At 44.1% G+C, this 19,475-nt stretch carries 15 protein-coding genes and 2 pseudogenes; 9 read left to right on the plus strand and 8 right to left on the minus strand.

The genetic code is table 11. The annotated features are described in order from the left end of the window. Positions 1-23 precede the first annotated feature (23 nt). From L976_RS07540 to L976_RS23860, 4 genes and pseudogenes are all read left to right on the plus strand, one after another. Positions 24-998 carry a DDE-type integrase/transposase/recombinase gene (locus L976_RS07540; RefSeq protein WP_047535641.1) on the plus strand — a complete coding sequence of 325 codons (975 nt, stop codon included), beginning with the start codon at positions 24-26 and terminating at the stop codon, positions 996-998. Between the two features lie 17 nt (positions 999-1,015). Further along, positions 1,016-1,341, plus strand: a pseudogene (locus L976_RS07545) (transposase); the annotation flags it as partial. 204 nt (positions 1,342-1,545) lie between these two features. Further along, positions 1,546-1,794: a hypothetical protein gene (locus tag L976_RS22285; protein ID WP_052183977.1), complete on the plus strand. Its 249-nt coding sequence runs from the start codon at positions 1,546-1,548 to the stop codon at positions 1,792-1,794. A 17-nt stretch (positions 1,795-1,811) separates the two neighbouring features. After that, entirely contained in the window at positions 1,812-1,958 is a 147-nt protein-coding gene (locus L976_RS23860; RefSeq protein WP_443018586.1) for a hypothetical protein, read from the plus strand. Between the two features lie 169 nt (positions 1,959-2,127). On the opposite strand, the gene L976_RS07555 is transcribed toward L976_RS23860, so the two are convergent. The 5 genes and pseudogenes from L976_RS07555 to miaE (L976_RS22735) all read right to left on the minus strand — a co-directional run. Further along, the gene (locus L976_RS07555) at positions 2,128-3,051 is read right to left on the minus strand and encodes a hypothetical protein (RefSeq protein ID WP_156143169.1); all 924 of its coding nucleotides are present in this window, start codon (positions 3,049-3,051) and stop codon (positions 2,128-2,130) included. A gap of 41 nt (positions 3,052-3,092) precedes the next feature. Beyond that, on the minus strand, positions 3,093-3,602 hold the full coding sequence (locus L976_RS07560) for a hypothetical protein (protein ID WP_047535647.1): 510 nt from the start codon (positions 3,600-3,602) through the stop codon (positions 3,093-3,095). Between the two features lie 421 nt (positions 3,603-4,023). After that, positions 4,024-4,815 carry a tRNA isopentenyl-2-thiomethyl-A-37 hydroxylase MiaE gene (miaE, locus tag L976_RS07565; RefSeq protein WP_047535650.1) on the minus strand — a complete coding sequence of 264 codons (792 nt, stop codon included), beginning with the start codon at positions 4,813-4,815 and terminating at the stop codon, positions 4,024-4,026. Then, positions 4,805-6,505, minus strand: coding sequence for a recombinase family protein (locus L976_RS07570; RefSeq protein WP_052183978.1), 1,701 nt, complete (start codon positions 6,503-6,505; stop codon positions 4,805-4,807). Before L976_RS07570 ends, miaE (L976_RS07565) begins: the two co-directional genes overlap by 11 nt. A gap of 57 nt (positions 6,506-6,562) precedes the next feature. Next, positions 6,563-6,688 (minus strand): annotated as a pseudogene (miaE, locus tag L976_RS22735) (tRNA isopentenyl-2-thiomethyl-A-37 hydroxylase MiaE); the annotation flags it as partial. Between the two features lie 280 nt (positions 6,689-6,968). Between miaE (L976_RS22735) and L976_RS07575 the strand changes: the two are divergent. Then, positions 6,969-7,565, plus strand: coding sequence for a Yip1 family protein (locus L976_RS07575; protein ID WP_047535653.1), 597 nt, complete (start codon positions 6,969-6,971; stop codon positions 7,563-7,565). 212 nt (positions 7,566-7,777) lie between these two features. On the opposite strand, the gene glnS is transcribed toward L976_RS07575, so the two are convergent. From glnS to L976_RS07590, 3 genes are all read right to left on the minus strand, one after another. After that, complete coding sequence (gene glnS / locus L976_RS07580; RefSeq protein ID WP_037417167.1) at positions 7,778-9,448, minus strand: glutamine--tRNA ligase; 1,671 nt, start codon at positions 9,446-9,448, stop codon at positions 7,778-7,780. A 184-nt stretch (positions 9,449-9,632) separates the two neighbouring features. Continuing rightward, positions 9,633-11,927, minus strand: coding sequence for a Fe(2+) transporter permease subunit FeoB (feoB, locus tag L976_RS07585; RefSeq protein ID WP_047535656.1), 2,295 nt, complete (start codon positions 11,925-11,927; stop codon positions 9,633-9,635). After that, entirely contained in the window at positions 11,920-12,159 is a 240-nt protein-coding gene (locus tag L976_RS07590; protein WP_011623257.1) for a FeoA family protein, read from the minus strand. Before L976_RS07590 ends, feoB begins: the two co-directional genes overlap by 8 nt. A 425-nt stretch (positions 12,160-12,584) precedes the next feature. Between L976_RS07590 and L976_RS07595 the strand changes: the two genes are divergently transcribed. The 4 genes from L976_RS07595 to L976_RS07610 form a co-directional block, all read left to right on the plus strand. Further along, positions 12,585-13,550, plus strand: coding sequence for a DmsE family decaheme c-type cytochrome (locus L976_RS07595; RefSeq protein ID WP_144345834.1), 966 nt, complete (start codon positions 12,585-12,587; stop codon positions 13,548-13,550). Between the two features lie 13 nt (positions 13,551-13,563). Next, complete coding sequence (locus L976_RS07600) at positions 13,564-15,702, plus strand: MtrB/PioB family decaheme-associated outer membrane protein (RefSeq protein ID WP_047535664.1); 2,139 nt, start codon at positions 13,564-13,566, stop codon at positions 15,700-15,702. A 35-nt stretch (positions 15,703-15,737) separates the two neighbouring features. After that, positions 15,738-17,657 (plus strand): OmcA/MtrC family decaheme c-type cytochrome, encoded by a 1,920-nt coding sequence (locus L976_RS07605; protein ID WP_047535666.1) that lies wholly within the window; start codon positions 15,738-15,740, stop codon positions 17,655-17,657. 245 nt (positions 17,658-17,902) lie between these two features. Further along, positions 17,903-19,475 (plus strand): OmcA/MtrC family decaheme c-type cytochrome (locus L976_RS07610; RefSeq protein WP_081990953.1); only part of this gene is annotated, 1,573 nt, incomplete at its 3' end.

Below are 19,475 nucleotides of genomic sequence, written 5' to 3' on the forward strand. Positions count from 1 at the left end.
TAACCAACTTCAGGAGCAGTTCGTTGAACATTAAACTCCACGCTAATGCTGCGACAACCCCAAAAATACGTCAGCTGATCCAACAGTCCACAAAGTCTGTTGCGGTACTGGCCAAAGAACTGGGGGTGTCTGAAACCACCATACGTCGATGGAAGAACCGTGATAGCGACCAAGACCGCTCTCATACTGCGCACCGTTTGCAAACCTTCATCAACCCTGTTCATGAATGGTTGATCGTCGAGTTGCGTAAAACCCTGTTGCTGCCATTGGATGATCTGCTGGTTGTGGTTCGACGATTTGTTATTCCTGAATTGTCTCGCTCAGCCTCAAATCGTTGTTTGGTTCGCAACAATGTGGGAAACCTCAACGCACTGCTTCCTGAAACTGAGCCAGAGGCTTCACCTAAGTCCTTTAAAGATTACGAACCTGGCTACGTCCACGTTGACGTTAAATACTTACCTCAATTGCCTGATGAAGCCCATAGAAAGTACTTGTTTGTGGCTATCGATCGCGCTTCGCGATGGGTGTATCTGGAAATCCTGCCAGATAAAAGTGCCTGCTCCGCCAGTGGTTTCTTAAGTCGACTGACGCGTAAAGCGTCTTTCAAGCTCAGCATTGTGCTGACCGATAATGGGAAAGAATTCACCGATAAATACTGTGCTACGGGTCAGCGGGAGCCAACAGGTAAGCACCCATTTGACATGGTGTGCAACCAGCAGCAGATAGAACATCGACTGATAAAACGGGGTAAGCTACAAACCAACGGTATGGTCGAGCGATTTAATGGACGAATAGCCAGCCTGTTGAAGGAAACTCGGTTTGAGTGCTCTGGCGATTTGGCGGCAACACTTGAGCGTTATCAGCGGCTTTATAATCAATTCATTGGCCAGAAGGCATTGAATCATCTGACTCCGCTGGATAGGCTCAAAGAGTACTATCAAGTATCACCAGAATTATTCCGCATTCGGCCTACCAATCGCCCGGGACCTGACACTTAACAACAGGAAATATCGACATGGCCAAAAGACCCCGTAGCAACCACTCACCAGACTTCCAAGCTAAAGTGGCGCTTGCCGCTATCAAAGGCGAGCTGACCGTTGCTGAGCTTTCACAAAAGTTCGATGTGCAACCGAATCAAATCACTCAATGGAAGGCTCAGTTACTTGAACATTCTTCTGATGTCTTTGATGCTAATCCGAAGTCCAGGCAACCTGGAGTAGATGACAAACGTCTGCATGCCAAGCTCGGTGAACTGATACTGGAAAATAATTTTTTAGAAAGCGCGCTCAGCAGGGCGGGATTGCTGAACGAAAGACAATGATTGACCGTGACCATAGGCTGTCGCTTACGCGGCGGACCCAGGTGCTATCCATCAGCAGAAGGGCCGTCTATTATGAGCACAAGCCACTACGGCCAGATGAGTTACACGTGATAAGCCGTATTGACCGCCTGCATCTGGAGTATCCGTTTGTCGGAGCCAGAACGTTGCGGGATTGATTACGCCAGGAGGGTTATCAAGTCGGTCGGAAACGAGTGGCGACCTTTATGCAATGGATGGCCATTGAGGCGCTGTACCGTAAGTCCAGGACGACACAAAGTCATCAGGAGCACCGGGTATATCCCTATCTGCTTCGCGGCATGAATGTTTGCCGGCCTAATCAGGTTTGGGCAATGGATATCACCTACATCCCGATGACCAGCGGGTTTGTATACCTGGCGGCGTTCATCGACTGTTTTCCCGTCGCGTCCTGTCTTAGAAACTATCAGCCACCATTGATGTTCATTTCTGCCTGAAAGCAGTCGAGGAAGCGATTGAAAAACACGGCGCGCCCGAGATCATAAATACTGACCAGGGCAGCCAGTTCACCATTCAGGCTTTTACCGGGTCACTGAAGCAGTACGACATTCGCATCAGCATGGACGGAAAAGGCTCGTGGCGGGACAATGTGTTTGTTTAGCGCTTGTAGCGGTTGGTCATGTACGAAGAAGTTTACCTCCACGCGTACGATACGACGTCGGATGCCTGGCAGGGTTCTACTTATAAAATTGGATTTGCTGTTCAGCTAAAGGAGCAACGCCTTAGCTGTAGCGCTGGGTTGCTAAACTCAGCTTTAAGTAGCTATAAAACTATTTTTTATATTTCATACCTTCACTAGGTGATAAATCGAGCCTGATTTTTTTAATAGCTGACAATGCTCTTCTTTTTATTAATTCAGTCAACTCTGAAGCATAAGTTTTTAATCTATCTATCTCGCTTTTCCATTTAGAAACCTCCGCCTTACAGTCAGCGATTTCTGACTTAAGCTTGATCTTCTCCTGACCAAAAATTTCAATTTCTTGCTTAACCTGCCGAGACTTTACTTCTAATTTATCAGATAAAGCAGTCAACTTATTAACCTTTTCTTTTACAAAGCGTTCTTTGCTAAAATGATTAGCATTAGTAATGCTCTTCGATTCCCCACGAATAAAACCAAGATTGCAGAAACTGTCGAATACCAAGTCTTGCATTTTTTCGAAATTAGAATTTAGCTGCAATGTTCTGCCTGACGCGCTTTGACCTTTAACCATTAAATGTCGCAATGGAGCCACTTTTTTCTGAAAGTCGTAGTTGAAAAAAGTTAAATGGGCGTGAATATTTCTAATGAAATTACCAGACAAATCATAATGCCCTTCGTCTAGATGAAGATCTATTGATAGAGGTTCAAATCCAAATTCCATTTTTATCGACTTCGCATAGCATTTAAGGCTATTTATAACAAGATTTTTTGTTTGTTCATTACCAACTTTCTCTTCAATAAACGAATATTGACTTTCGGACAGCACAACCACATGTTCGAATAACGCATTAAAATCGGAACGGATTTTTTTCCCGGTGGCGGCCTTATAGCGGTCACAAGATCGCTCAAACGCCGAAATACCATCTTTACAGCCATATGCGTACACACCGATGTTGTTATGACTGTATTCAGGCTGCACATTTGGAGAGTGGGTTGCCCCCTGGCGAAGCGCATGGACATGGTCCAGCAACGCAACCGCGTTGCTGGACTTCATATATTGTGTTCGAACTGCAACAAATCGCCGTCTCTTCATGACTATGCACCGTTCTTACCTGAATATTGAAACCGACTGCATTCATTGATAGGTGATTTAATGTTTATTGAAATATCGCATTGAATAAACTGAGTACCATTGTATAGACTAGATTCACAAATGCTACACTGATGTATTTCCCGAGCATCAAGCAAATGCCTAACAACTTCATCTATAGTCATCGAGTTAACATATTTGGTGAATGTAGAATCTTCAATGCAGTTTAAAATTAAATCTTTTTGCTCATTTGATAAATCAAGGGAATTTACATGCTCGTATAAATCCCTGCTATACCGATATTCATCCTTGACTTGGCCGATCTCAACAATAAATGATTGTTGAAGCTGCATCAACCAGTTAATAACTTTTTCATCTTTAGGATCACAAATTGTTCCTAACGCTTTTTTTTCTCTAATTTCATTTATGAGACTATCCACTAATTTTTCATACAAAATCTGCTTTATTTTTGCAACCCTTCCGCGCAGATCCACTTCTGAAATTATTTCAGCCATGTTTAACATCCTTTATATTATTTAAACAAATATATTATATCACATTATTTTTCAAAAAGTCTTTTAGCTTTAAAATTTGTGTCAGCAAACCCACCGCGAAGCGACCTATGAACATAGGTTTTAGTGGGTTAAAACCTATTTAAAGATATAACCAGCGGTGTAGTAGGATATTTTTAAGAGAGATGAGAGATGAGAGATGAAAGATGAAAGATGCCATTGGCAAAACATACTCACACATATAAGTTTGTTACACCCTACAAATCGTAAACAAAAACTTACAAGCATGCTATATAACACAACTATGATTTAAAATTTGAATTGAAATAGAAAATTCTATCCATTTAAAATTGATTGGATTAGTGCAAGGCAGCCTATTTTTAGATTCAAGTTTAAAAATAGGCTGTCTTGCGGAAACTTTACATTAAAGAGAAATAGATAACTTGCTCAAAATAGGTCGGCCACTGTGAAATTTGAAATCATTATCATCGCTAGAAATAAGCTCTGCTTCAATAATACCAAAATAATTGACACGTTTTGATATATCATACCCTGCAATATCTTCAGCCAATGAAAGGTAATCTTGATAATGGCGAGCCTCGGAACGCAACAAAGAGACATAGAAGTCACCTAACCGCCTATCTACATGAGGAGCCAATTTAGCGAATCGCTCGCAAGAACGAGCTTCAATATAGGCACCACAAATCAGTTTATCAATCAAAGTATCAGGCTCATGATTAGTTACGTGAGACAACAAATTCTTGGCGTATCGGCTAGAAGTAATATTCCGATACTCAATATTGTACTCTGACATAATTTCTAAAACTTGATAGAAATGATGTAATTCCTCTTTGATCAGCAGCACCATTTTATCAATAAGATCTTGCCCATATGCAGTACCAGACCGAGGTATCATAGACCTAGTTAATCGATTGTGAATTGCCAAATCTTTCCAATCACCCTCTTTACGATAGGCAAAATTCTCATAGGGCTTTAACCAGTTTAATAATGCATCACCACTATTTTTATCTACTGCATACTTACGAATTAAAAACATAGCTGATTGTGCCGCCTTTAATTCACATATCAAGTGATCTAATAATATTATTGGTAGATTATCAGCCTTTTTTGCTTCATTCACCCATTCAATTGGAGTCTCACATTTAAGAAACTCATTGATTGGTTTTAGTAACTCATTGTAGTTTTCAAAGCTCATCAGAAAAACCATCTAATTCAAATTTAAAAGAAGTTCCGCTATCTTTCTCAATATTTAGCGAATGAACCATTGCGGCTAGATCAATCGGTCCCATTTTGTTATTAGACCTTGGATTCAGTAACTTATCTATAGTCCAATCTTCAGAACGAACTTCGCCATTGAATATCTCAGCATTATAATAATCTCTTTTGCCATTGAAAGTATAAATGTAGCTGAGTCGACTTCTATCATATAATATATAATGTAGCGAGGCCATATCTTCATTAGTATCAGGATTGCTAAAAGTAAGAACCCTGTCTTTCAATAAAATTTTACAACCTGTTTTATTCAGTTCCAAATTATATTGACTTGGGCTGTTTACTGAAAGATCGTATATTTCATTTGAAATACTTTTTAACGATTTCTGTGCTGAAATTTTTCCCCGTAAACCTCTCACTTTAATTTCTAAAAGATCTATATTTTCTTGCAAGTCATCCATTACTGATAATGTAGCATTCGCAGCTTTTCCCGCATTAACACGTGATTTGTATTGCGAGCTTGCATCAGCCAAAGCAACACGAAGTTTTGTAATTTCCTGCTGAGTTTTGACCTGTTCTAATTCCAGGCTATTCATTCGTTTATAGTCCGTCATCATTGCAAGTATCACTGGCTCTACATAGTATATAAAAAAATGATAAGCAACGACATAGGGAAACGTAGTTGATGATGGGCAATATTCGCCTCCGGAACGCTGTTTTTTAGAACATCTAAGCAAAGGCATAGTACTATTGGTTTGTTGAATGCTCATCCCGCTGCCGCAATGACCGCATCTCACCATTCCATGCAAAGGCCATTTTCGATCCTCACGGACACTAGTAAACAATTTACCAGCATGAATTCGTTGAGCGTTATAAAATGTTACGTCATCTACGGCAGCTTCATATAGTTTTTCGCCATAAACCCTGCCAATGCATTTCTCATTTTTTAAAATACGGATGATCTTAGTAGGATTGACATTTTCTAAAGGTTTAATATCGCCATATCGTTTCCGCAATTCGCGCTCTATTATAATTTGCCCTTTTCCGGTCGCGTGCAATTTAAATATATCTCTAACTACAGGAGCAAACTCATTCAGGGAACCATCACTATTTAACCAAAAGGGCATTCTCATTTTCGGAGAGATTTTTTGTTCCCTAGCAAGCTTTTCTCGACGCTCCCACGAACCCTTAACCTTTTTAGCGCGCCACTTCGACTCCTCGTGAGCTTTTTCAATTTCAATTATAAGTGAAATTCGCAGTTTAGAATCATTCACAGCTTCTGGTGGGTAGTAATTACTACCTCTGGCAGTGACAATTGATACCCCATGTTTCCAAATTTTTTTAATCAACTCCTCAGATTGATCAATATCCATTCGAGTCAAACGTGAAAAATGTTCTACTAGAATAATTGACCCTTTTGCTACCAAACCAGATTCGATCGCTTTCACTAGTCGACCTAAAGAACCGTGGTCAACATGCCTCCCCTTATACGCTGATAAGCCTGCATCTATAAGTGGCCTATCATCCAATTCAACTACTACGCAGTTTGGATGTCTACTCAGCCATTCCCGCTGTGCTTCGCCCTGACGAAAGAGCGAGCTGTTCCCCTCTTGTCCTGAAGAACTAAAACGCTGGTAAAGATAAACATTTCCAGAAAGATTGCTTGTGTCCATTACGTACTCCGATGAGCAACACTACCGATTCCATCACTATGTGCACATATTATCATTTAGCTCACAATTACAATGGTCAATTAAGAGTTCATCTAACGAGGCAGAGGCTCTTGCTACATCAATCCAAGTTTGCGGCGTCTCACAACGAAGAAACGCATGAACAGGTGCCAGTAATTGCTGCATGGGATCACTCAAAAATCTTAAAGAAAATATCGTCATATTTTACGCGTAATTATCAACAAGCTATAGCTTTAGACACCAGTAAACTTGACTAGCTGAACTTTTTGTTCAATAAATAATCTACACTTTAAGAACTGAGATCCTGATCACGGCACATCTCAATTCAAAGAGTAGGCAATCGGGAGTTAAAGGGATTGTGGCGCATTAACCCTGATTGCAGAGCTGTTATCAGCTCGTCTGACGTTTGGCGAGCCAACATCAATGCTGAACAAGGATAATTATAATGATACTGAATCACTTAATGGGGTTATACACTCATCCAAAGCAAGAGTGGCATGCGATTGAACAAAACCATGAAGCACTCAAAAGTAGCTTAAGTCACGTTGTTCTCATCGCACTCATTCCCGCTGTCTGTAGCTTTATTGCAACAGCTTACATTGGCTGGAATCCAGGAGCCGGTGATCCTATTTATCTCACGCCGCAAAGTGCGATGTTTATGTCCGTAGGTATGTATTTTGGCCTAATTGCAGGCGTCTTTGCCCTCGCCTATTTAGCCTATTGGATGGCAAAAACCTTCGATGCTCAGCCAACTTTCACCCAAGCATTAGAACTCGCGTCGTACACCGCAACACCGCTGTTTATGGTTGGTTTGGCGGCACTCTACCCAGTACTCTGGTTTATTATGATTGTTGGGCTGATTGGTTTAGCCTACTCGGTTTATCTGCTGTATGCAGGTGTGCCCATCATTATGAATATCCCTGAAGAGAAAGGCTTTATTTACGCCAGTTCGATGGTCACAGCAGGTTTAGTGCTCTTGGTTGGATTAATGGCCACCAGTGTTATCCTCTGGAGCATTGGGTTTGGTCCTATGTACCAATAAGGTATCAGTAGACGTTTAACCGACTGCTAGAGATGGCTTAACTTAAAAGTAGCGATAACAGCTGATAAAAATTGTGAAATCTAAAAGATGTAAAAAGCAAAGGCCCTTAGGTTTTATATCACTAAGGGCCTTTTTATTCGTAAATGCCGTTCGCAACTAGCAGCAACGGCAATCATCGTAGTGTGGCAGCGATTATCGTAGCTAACTACTTGCTATTCAAATGAGTCCCGCAGTGCAACCGTTAGGTTAAACACTAAATGCTCGGCTGAAGAGTCTTTATTGTCAGCACAGAAATAACCTTCACGCTCAAACTGATAAGCTTTTTCCGCTGGCGCATTCGCAAGGCTTGCTTCAACTAAACCATTAACCACTTCAAGTGAGTTAGGGTTAAGCACTTCATCCACTGTCTCGGCAGCAGCAGGATTTGGATCAGTGAACAAGCGTTGGTATAAACGGAATTCCGCAGGTTTAGCCGTAGTCGCTTCAACCCAATGGATTACGCCTTTCACCTTGCGACCATCGGCAGGGTTTTTACCTAAAGTATCGGCATCGTAGCTACAGTAGACGGTAGTGATATTACCTTCACTGTCTTTGTCACAACGTTCGGCTTTAATCACATAGGCGTTACGCAGGCGCACTTCTTTGCCCATGACTAGACGTTTGTACTGCTTATTGGCTTCTTCTCTGAAGTCCGCCACATCGATATACAGTTCGCGGCCAAAGGCAAGTTCACGTGTACCCATGCTTTCATCGCTTGGGTGAGACGCCGCTTGAATCGTCTCGATTTGACCTTCTGGGTAGTTCTCAATCACCACTTTTAATGGGCGAAGTACGGCCATCGCACGTGGGGCATGTTCGTTTAGCTCTTCACGGATGCAGGCATCGAGCATAGCCGCTTCAATCATGTTTTCTTGCTTAGTGATACCAATACGTTGGCAAAACTCGCGGATAGACGCTGGGGTATAACCACGACGGCGTAGACCTGCAATTGTTGGCATACGGGGATCATCCCAGCCGGTTACTAACTTGCGTGTCACTAAGTCATTTAATTTACGCTTAGACATCAGCGTATATTCAAGATTTAAGCGTGAAAACTCATATTGACGAGTACGATTTGGCGCTTGGAAATCATCTAAATTATCGAGAACCCAGTCATACAGACGACGGTTGTCTTGGAACTCAAGTGTACATAATGAGTGAGTAATGTGCTCGAGCGCGTCAGAGATACAGTGAGTAAAATCGTACATTGGATAAATGCACCACTTATCACCCGTTTGGTGATGGTGAGCAAAACGAATACGGTAAATCACCGGATCGCGCATACACATGAAAGGCGATGCCATATCAATTTTAGCGCGCAGCGCACATTCGCCCTCTTTGAATTCACCTAGACGCATTTTTTCAAATAAGCGCAGGTTTTCTTCCACAGGAGTATCACGATAAGGGCTATTTTTACCAGGCTCTTTTAACGTGCCACGGTATTCACGGGTTTCATCAGCATTGAGAAAACACACATAGGCTAAGCCTTTATTGATTAACTCAACGGCATATTGATGTAATTGGTCGAAATAGTTAGAGGAATAACGCACCTCACCATCCCACTGGAATCCCAACCAACGCACATCCGCCTGAATAGAATTGACATAATCGATGTCTTCTTTTTCAGGGTTGGTATCATCAAATCGTAAGTTACAGAGACCTTGGTAATCGCGGGCGATGCCAAAGTTCAAACAGATAGACTTAGCATGACCTATATGTAAATAACCATTTGGCTCAGGTGGAAAACGCGTCTGCACACTCGTGTGCTTACCGCTTTTCAGATCCTCATCAATGATATTACGAATAAAGTTACTCGGACGTACTTCAGTGTCCACATGACTCATGGAATTCCTCTTTGCGAACAATGGCAATTTTAACAAAACCAGCATGATCCTACAGATCTCGGCCAGTTACAATGCCCAGTATTAAAAACTAAGGGTTATGCCGTGGATAGTAAAACAATAAAAGCAGCCGTGAAAGCTGCTTTTATCTTTGTAACCACTAAGCTGACATTTATTACTCAGGGATTTACTCAGTAATAATCCGCACGCCTGGGATAATTTGCTGAGTTCTGCGCCCTTTACGTTTTAGCCATAGATAGAATATGACTAACGCACTGAGGAAGAAACCAATCCATAGACCCGATTGCAATGGGTGCTCGGCAAAGGTTGCTACTTGGTAAGCGATAGTTGCACTGCCATAGGCCAGAGAGAATGTCCATGTCGCTGCAAACGTTGCCCAACGAGTACCAAACTCGTTCACTAAAGCGCCCATCGCCGCAACACAGGGAGTATAGAGTAAGATAAACAGCAAATAAGAAAACGCTGCCACCTTGGTAGTAAACCCAGATTGCAAGGCACTAAAGGTTGACGTTGCAACACCTTGCGCCTCTGCCGCAACATAGGTACTGGACACATCGCCTACAGATAACTTAAGCGGGTCTTCCAAATCTAAACCAAACAAGTTTGCTGGGATAGTCGCAAGAGCCTCATTAAAACTATCGGCTAATGGTGTTAATTCGCCGTCCTCAGAACCTGCATTGGTATATAAGCTATTGAGTGTTCCCACCACCGCTTCTTTGGCAAAAATCCCAGTGATAATCCCGACCGTTGCAGGCCAGTTATCTTGCTCAATTCCCATTGGCGAGAAGATAGGTGTCACTTTCTGGCTCGCTACGCTTAAGAGTGACGCTTGGCTATTCTCATGACCAAAGCTACCATCTACCCCTATCGCATTGATAAAATTGAGCAGTGTCACTACTAGTACAATGGTTTTACCCGCACCAAGGATAAAACTCTTAGTCCGCTTACCAGTACGCACCATCACCGCTTTAAATTTAGGCAACTCATAACTTGGTAACTCCATCACTACCGCACTACTGGTGCCTGGTAATAAAGTGCTTCGCAGCAACAATCCGGTACCGATGGCCGCAAAAATCCCGATGATATACAGTAAAAATACCAGGTTTTGGCCAGAGTCTGGGAAAAATGCCGCCGCAAATAGTGCATACACAGGCAACCGGGCACCACAAGACATAAAGGGAGCCATCATTCCCGTGACAATACGCTCACGCTCACTGCCTAAGGTACGCGTTGCCATAATGGCTGGCACAGAGCAACCAAAGCCCACGATCATTGGTACGAAAGCTTTGCCCGGTAAACCTATGCGACGCATTAATCCGTCAACCACAAACGCGGCACGAGCCATATAGCCCGAACTTTCAAGAACAGATAAACCAAGGAATAATGCCGCAATCACAGGAATAAACGTAGAAACGGTTTGAATACCTTGGCCCACACCACCCGCAAGGATAGTCACCAACCAAGCTGGCGCGCCTATGTTATTGAGCAGTGCACCAAAATGATCGACCAGTAATGCCCCTGCGAACACATCGAAGAAATCGATAAACGCACTGCCGATGTTGATGCTGAACATAAACATCAAATACATGACAAATAAGAACACCGGAATGCCAAGTACAGGATGTAAGACTAATTTATCGAGTTTATCACTCAAGGTTAAGAAGCCATCGGCTTTAACGGAACCTTGGAATACTCGCTCCACAAAATTAAAGCGAGTGGTTGCGACCATCACTTCAATGTCGTGTCCTTGCTGCGCAATTTGCTGAGTACAAGTATTCACCTCATCCTGAAGCTCAGCATTTTTACAGCTACCACAACCAGAACCGTTACCCAACATCGCTAAGGCGCGGCCACGGCTTAAATTGGGATCTTTACTACAAAGTAGTTGCACGCCTGCTTCAATTTGCTCGTCGTAATCAAGTAACAAAGGCGCTTCAGATACACGACCTTCAAGTAAGTCAAGCACTTGCGCTTGAACTTTAGCAACATCAGCAGGATCGCGGGAACAAACCCCGATCACTGGGCAGCCAAGCTCTTGGCTCATTTTCTTTAAATCGACACGAATGCCACGCTTGATAGCTGCATCGATTTTGTTCAACACCACCACCATAGGGATCGACAATTCACGGAGTTGTGCCGTCAAATAGAGGTGGCGCTCGATATTGGTCGCATCAACTAAGTTAATGATGCCATCGACACGTTGTTCGGCGAGATATTGTTGAGCAATCTGCTCATCGAGAGAACAATCACAGCTATTACCCGCAGGGAGTAAATCATAGATACCGGGTAAGTCGGTTAAGTAAACGTCAGCACCATTGAGAGTGAAATGACCGGTTTTTTTCTCAACCGTCACACCGGACCAGTTGCCAACTTGCTGATTCGCGCCTGTAAGCGCGTTAAAGAGTGTTGATTTCCCAGCGTTTGGGTTACCAACGGTGACGCAATGAAACTGCTTAGTCATTCGCCTTTTCCACCTCAATAATGTCTGCCAAGTCTCTGCGCATACAAAGCTTACTACCACGAATATCCAGCTCTAAACCAGAGCCCATTGGCGCTCGGCGAATCAAAGAAAATCGTGTATTAGGGGTAATGCCCATGGACAATAATTTACGCTTCACTGTTTGCGGCAAATCTAATCGCCCGATTTCAGAAATAATGCCACGGTCACCGGGACTGAGTTCGCTTAACTTCATTACCTATTTCACCTTGTAACAGCTTCAGCTTGAAAAACTGTGCTCATTTTATCTGAGCTATGGAGCTAATAACTTTACCTAGATCAAGCTTTTTGACTGGTAACGATAATAGTTTTCAATTGTGTTGAGTATTATGTGACAAAAATCTCAATGAATAAACGCCTGACCGAAAATAAAAATGCCAGCTAGCTGCCACCATTTATCGCAATCGAACAACATGTTCAATAAGCGTTAAAAAAAGTCATCCTCGGTACAAAATGAGACATTTATCACACTTATTATTTATCCCTACAAAATCATTCCTCTTTACAGTCAACCAGCTAAAAAATGTTAAGCACTTGTCACGTGCTTGTTCTAATATTAATCAGCTAAATTAGCGATGTCGAAAGCTTGAAAAATAACAAATAAAACGCACTCGGGAATAGATGAACATGGATATTGGTTTAAAGTTCAAAAGCATAACTCAGGTTATGCTTGCTCTGATGTTATCGATACTCAGCCTTTCAACGGTAGCAACACCTTGGGATGACAAGCCACCCGAGGAGGTCGTCGCGACTTTGGACAAAAAATTTGCCGAAGGTAAGTACTCGGCCAAAGGGGCTGACACTTGCCTGATGTGCCATAAGAAAAGTGCCACTGTGATGGCCATTTTTGATGGTGTACATGGTAATCCTAATGTCAAAGATTCCCCCATGGCCGACTTACAGTGTGAGGCTTGCCACGGCCCACTCGGTAATCATAACAAGGGCGGCAAAGAGCCGATGATCACCTTCGGCCAGAATTCTCCGGTTCCCGCGCAAAAACAAAACAGTGTCTGCATGAGTTGCCATAACGACGATCAACGCATCGCGTGGAAAGGTAATCACCATGACAATGCCGATATCCCCTGCAGTAGCTGTCACCAAGTACACGTAGCAAAAGACCCTATCAGCGACAAAGCCAACGAAGTAGCAATTTGTACCCAATGCCATACTCAACAAAAAGCGGATATGCACAAACGCTCATCCCATCCACTACAGTGGCAACAAATGGTCTGTAGCGATTGCCACAATCCCCATGGCAGTTTAAATGATGCCAGTCTGAAACAAATGAGCGTCAACGAAAACTGTTACAGCTGCCACGCCGAAAAACGCGGTCCTAAATTGTGGGAACATGCGCCAGTCACCGACAATTGTGCTAACTGCCATAACCCCCACGGCAGCGTGAATGAGTCAATGCTCATCAGTAAACCGCCACAATTGTGCCAACAATGCCACGCCTCCGATGGCCACAGCAGTAATGCTTACTTTGGTAATCAAACAAATGCCTTCACCTCGGGTAATTCCTGTATGAATTGCCATGGACAAGTGCATGGTTCAAACCATCCATCCGGCAAGTTGCTCCAGAGATAACAAGGAAATGATCATGCAAATAATGAACATATCGACTCCTAGAGCTTGTTTCTCACTCACATTACTGGCTTGGGCGATTAGTGGCGTACTCAACACAGCCCATGCTGAAGGATATGAAATCCAAAAAGCGAATCGCAGCGGCGTAAAAAGTGACTCATGGAGCTGCAAGCAATGCCAGCCCAAAACAGGGCACCAAGGCAACGTCAGTGCCACGCTCGCCTATAATGACGGCGAAGATAGCCGTTTTGGTAATCGCACTGGCACGGATAAAGATGGCTTGGTCGGTGCTGTGGGCGCCGATATGCAATACCAAGCTGAGAGTGGTTACAAAACCCGGCTTGAGGCCGATAAACTGGGATTTGATACGGGGTCTGCCAAGCTCACCACAGGCCAACCTGGACACTATCAAATCCAATTGGGTTATAAAGGTCTCGCCAACTATCAATACAATCAGCTAAAGAGCCCTTATCTCACCGATAACGATAAGATGCTCTTGCCTGATAATTGGGTAGAGGGAGCAACGACCCACTCCATGCCGTTACTGCAATCGAGTTTAATCGAGCAGGACTTAAGCATTACGCGGAATAGATTCAACCTCGGCGGTTACTACGCAGGCCATATCTCATCGAGCAGCCGCTACAAAGCCTCGGTGAACTACCAGCATGAAAACCGCAGCGGCGCGAAAAAGACCAGCGCAAATATTCTCACTAACAGTGTGATGTTGGCGCAGCCAATTGATGACAGCACAAATGAAGTCGATGCCAGAGTCTATTTTGGCGGCGCAGGCTGGCAAGCGGGTATAAACAGCCAGATAAGCCAATACAAGAATGACCATCAGGCACTGCTATGGCAATCGGCCTATACGCCCACATTTGGTGCGGCCTACTTTGGCCAAAATGCCGTCGACCCAGATAACAAGGCCTATCGGATCGCCGCCGAGGCCAGTGGTGGTCAAAATGGCCATAACATCCTCATGCACGCGGGCATCAGTAACATGTCACAGGATGAGGCTTTTCTGCCTGCGACCATTAATGGCCCCTCCCCTGTACTGCCAACCGATAATTTAGATGCCCAAGTGGATATCCTAGATATGGTGCTTAAGTATTCTGGCCGTATTACACAGGATTTAAGCGTTCAAGCCAGTTATAACTATCAAGACAGGGAAAACAAGACGGCTCAGTTAGATTTCCCACAGGTCGTGACCGACAGCTTTTATCAAGGCACAGCTACAAATCGTCTCTACGATAAACGCAGTAAACAATTTGATCTCAAAGGTAAATATCGCCTAACGCCGTCGGCCTATGCTGAAGCGGGATATAGCCGAGATGAAATCATGTATTCGGAGCTTGATAGGCAGTCCATCGATGAATCGGGTCTCTTTGCCAAACTCAGCTACCGCTATTCGCCAGCTTGGTCAGCTTGGTTAAAGGGCGAAGTATTAGATCGGAATGGCAGTGAATACGATGCTGTAACAAGCACACAAAGTCCGAGTAATCCTTGGCTACGTAAGTCTTATCTTGCTGATCGCAAACGTCAAAAAGTAACCTTGCACACAGATTACCAAACCGATATAGGGTTCTCTGTGGGTGCGAGTTTACACAGTATTGATGATGACTATAACCATACATCAGTCGGGCTCACCCAAGTGTCTTACCTTGGCTACGATGTAACTGCGCAGTATCTCATTAGCGACAATCTAAGTCTTAACGCCTATCTCAACCAAGACTGGCGCGATTCAGATCAGGCCGGAAGCAATCGTTTCTCAACACCTGATTGGTACAGCACCGCGGAAGAGAAATCGACCCTGATTGGCGCGGGTATCTCCTATCAAAACCTGCTGGATAATCGTTTAGATCTGGGATTGGACTACAGCTACTCCGATGGTCAAAGCGATACTGAAATCACCTATGGCATCACTAGCCCCTACGGTGACTACTACAGTCGCAAGCACAATATTAACGCCTACGCCAAATATAAGCTGGCCGACAGTATGTCATTACGCTTCGATTGGTTGTTCGAGAAATATCAAGATGCAGACTGGCAAAACCAAAACACCACTTGGGACACTGTCCCCAATGTGCTCAGTTTTGGCGACATCAGCCACGATTACAATGCTCATTACTTAGGTTTGACCTTAAGCTACCAAATGTAACTTAGGCACTGACAGCGTATTCCAAGGATAGAAATATGAACAAGTTTGCCAAATTAACCACACAATATAGTTTGATGCTGCTCCTCGCCACACTTGCCTCCGCTTGTGGGGGCAATGATGGTAATGATGGCTCACCTGGTGAGCCGGGGAAACCACCCGCAATAACGATCACTAGCCTAAACATCATGGTCGATAAAGTCACCGTGACCGACGGCATTGCCCAAGTCGATTATCAGGTGAGCAATCAAGACGATGAAGCCGTGGTTGGTATTCCTTCAGCCACCTTCATTGCAGCGCAATTACTACCTCAGGGCGCCACAGGTGCTGGTAATAGCAGTGAGTGGCAACATTTCACCTCTGAAACGTGCGCCGCTTCTTGCCCAGGCACGATTGTTGACCATAAAAACGGCCATTACAGCTATCGTTTTAGCGCCACATTTAACGGCATGAATGGGGTGACATTCGTTAACGACGCCACCCAACGACTAGTCATCAAACTGGGCGACGATGCATTAGCCGATGGCACAGCGCTCCCTATAACTAATCAGCACTATGATTGGCAAACCTCGGGGAATACCTTAGCTTATACCCGTAACTTAATTACCATTGAAACCTGTAATAGCTGCCACAACAATTTAGCGTTCCATGGTGGACGTTATAACCAAGTTGAAACCTGCGTAACCTGCCATAACAGTAAGAAAGTCAGCAATCCCGCGGATATTTTCCCGCAAATGATACACAGCAAACATTTAACGGGATTCCCTCAATCCATCAGTAATTGCCAGACTTGCCACGTTGATAATCCAGATTTAGCCGAGCGTCAAAATTGGCATAGGGTACCCACCATGGAAGCCTGTGGTGCCTGCCATACCCAAATTAATTTCCCTGCGGGCCAAGGCCATCCAGCCCAAGCGGATAATAGCAATTGCGTTGCTTGCCATAATGCCGATTGGACCGCCAGCGTACACGGCAATGAAGATCAAATTGCCGCGTTAGCTCAATTTAGTCCTAGCATCAGTAGTGCAAGCATGGATGCCAATGGCACAGTGACTGTTGCGGTGACCCTGACCAACCCCAGCACAGGCACTGTTTACCTAGATAGCGCAGATAAACTCAAATTTATCAGCGACCTAAGGGTTTATGCTAACTGGGGAACCAGTTTCGATTACAGCACCCGCTCTGCGCGCTCAATTCGTCTCCCTGACTCCACGCCAGTTTCTGGCAGCAATGGCACCTACGTTTACACTATTTCAGGTCTCACTGTTCCAGCGGGAACTGAGGCCGACCATGGCGGCTTAGCGATTCAAGGTCGAGTTTGCGCCAAAGATAAAGTATTAGTGGATTGCAGTACCGAACAGGCAGAAGTGCTGGTGATCAAATCAAGTCATAGTTACTTCAATATGTCTGCATTAACCAGCACTGGCCGCCGCGAAATCATTAGCAATGCCAACTGTGCTAGCTGCCACGGCGATCAACAACTGAATATTCATGGTGCGCGCAACGATTTAGCAGGCCAATGCCAACTTTGCCACAACCCGAATATGCAGGCCGATGCTACAGCGGCAAATCCCTCCATTACCTCCTTTGACTTTAAACAGTTAATTCATGGGATCCATACCAGCCAATTTACTGGTTTTGCAGATCTCAACTACCCAGGCAAAATCGGTAATTGTGCTCAATGCCATATCAAAGATGCAGCAGGCGTTTCAACGGTTGCCCTGCCCTTAAATACAGCGGTTCAACCGCTTGCGCTTAACAATGGCACCTTTACCAGCCCGATAGCCGCCGTATGCAGTAACTGTCACTCAAGTGATGCGACCCACAATCATATGAAGCAACAAGGTGCCGTGTTTGCAGGCTCCAAAGCTGATGCAACCGCAGGCTCTGAAACCTGTGCATTCTGCCATGGACAAGGGGCCGTCGCCGATGTACTCAAAGTCCACCCAATTAATTAACCCTATGATGCAGGCCAAAAGGCCTGTAACTGCAGATATAAAAGGAACTCATACTATGCAGTCTTCTACCTCTAAAGAAATAGTCAGATCTCAATCACATAACCCGCTTAAAGTGACTGATAAATACCAATGACTTAGTTAGCCTTACAGGTGGGATCTAATCCCACACATTAAATGCCAATAATGAGATTTATTCTTATTTGATAAGTGTTTAATGATGATTAAAACTATTGCAGGGAAATATCATGATGAAACGGTTCAATTTCAATACCGCAACAAAAGCGATGTTGGGTGCCGGTTTACTTTCACTTCTTCTCACTGGCTGCGGTGGCAGTGACGGTAAAGATGGTGAAGACGGTAAACCAGGCGTTGTTGGTGTCAATATCAACTCCACCTCAACCTTAAAAGCAAAATTCACAAATGCCACTGTTGATGCAGGCAAAGTCACCGTTGATTTTACGTTGGAAAATGCTAATGGCGTTGCCGTATTAGGCTTAACTAAAGATCACGATTTACGGTTTGGTATTGCGCAATTAACTCCAGTTAAAGAAAAAGTGGGTGAAACTGAAGCTAACCGCGGTTATCAATGGCAAGCTTATATTAATGCCAAAAAAGAGCCAGGTACCATTCCATCCGGCGTTGATAACCTCAAGCCATCAGCCCAATACCAAGCAAACGTTGAAGCAGCAAGTAAATGTGATACTTGCTTAGTTGACCATGGTGATGGTAGCTATAGCTACACCTACCAAGCCAACATTGCTAATGTAACTGAGCCATTAACCGTTACTTACAGCGCTGACGCGACTCAACGCGCGACGATGGAGCTTGAATTACCACAACTCACAGCCAACGCCCATTTCGACTGGCAACCTTCTACTGGTAAGACTGAAGGTATTCAAACCCGTAACGTCGTTTCTATTCAAGCTTGTTATACCTGTCACCAACCTGAAAGCTTAGAGCTTCATGGTGGTCGTCGTATCGATATTGAAAACTGTGCCTCTTGCCATACTGCAACATCTGGCGACCCAGAGTCAGGCAATAGCATTGAATTCACTTATATGATCCATGCTATCCACAAAGGTGGCGAACGTCATACCTTCGATGAGACAGGCGCAGAAGTACCTGCTCCTTATAAGATTGTCGGTTACGGTGGTAAAGTGATCGACTACGGCAAAGTAGGCTTCCCATTAAAACCTGCTGCTGATTGTTCAGCTTGTCACGTTGAAGGTGCTGGTGCACCTGCCAATGCAGACCTATTCAAAGCAGACTTAAGCAATCAAGCTTGTATTGGTTGCCATACTGAAAAACCATCTGCTCACCATAGCAGCACTGACTGTACCTCTTGCCACAATGCGACAGAGCCTTACGGTGGTACAGGTAGTGCAACTAAGCGACATGGTGATGTGCTTAAAGCTTACAAAGATGCAGAAGCAATGAGCGTTAAGTTCACTGACATTGCAGCAGATGCTAATGGCAAATTAACATTCAAAGTCCAAATCTTAGACGGTTCTGGTAATGCAGTAGATAAACTCAGCATAAATCAGTCAAGTAGAGTGCTTATTGCATGGGATAGTGATAAAAACTACCCAGAATACGCTTCATCTTCTTCTCGTCGCGTTGCGCTATCGGAAGGTACATTTGATGCGGCTAACAAAACTTATTCGTTAACTGCTAGTAAAATGGTATTTCCTGCAGACGCTGTAGGTAAAACTTTCGAACTATGGTCAACTCTTGAAGTTTGTTTCAACAACGGCGGTTACGGTGTTTCAGATGTTGTGATGACCGATTGCTCTACACCCAATGTACGTAAAGTTATGA

Source organism: Shewanella sp. ZOR0012 (assembly GCF_000798835.1).
In the GTDB taxonomy this organism is placed as follows: Bacteria; Pseudomonadota; Gammaproteobacteria; order Enterobacterales; family Shewanellaceae; genus Shewanella; species Shewanella xiamenensis.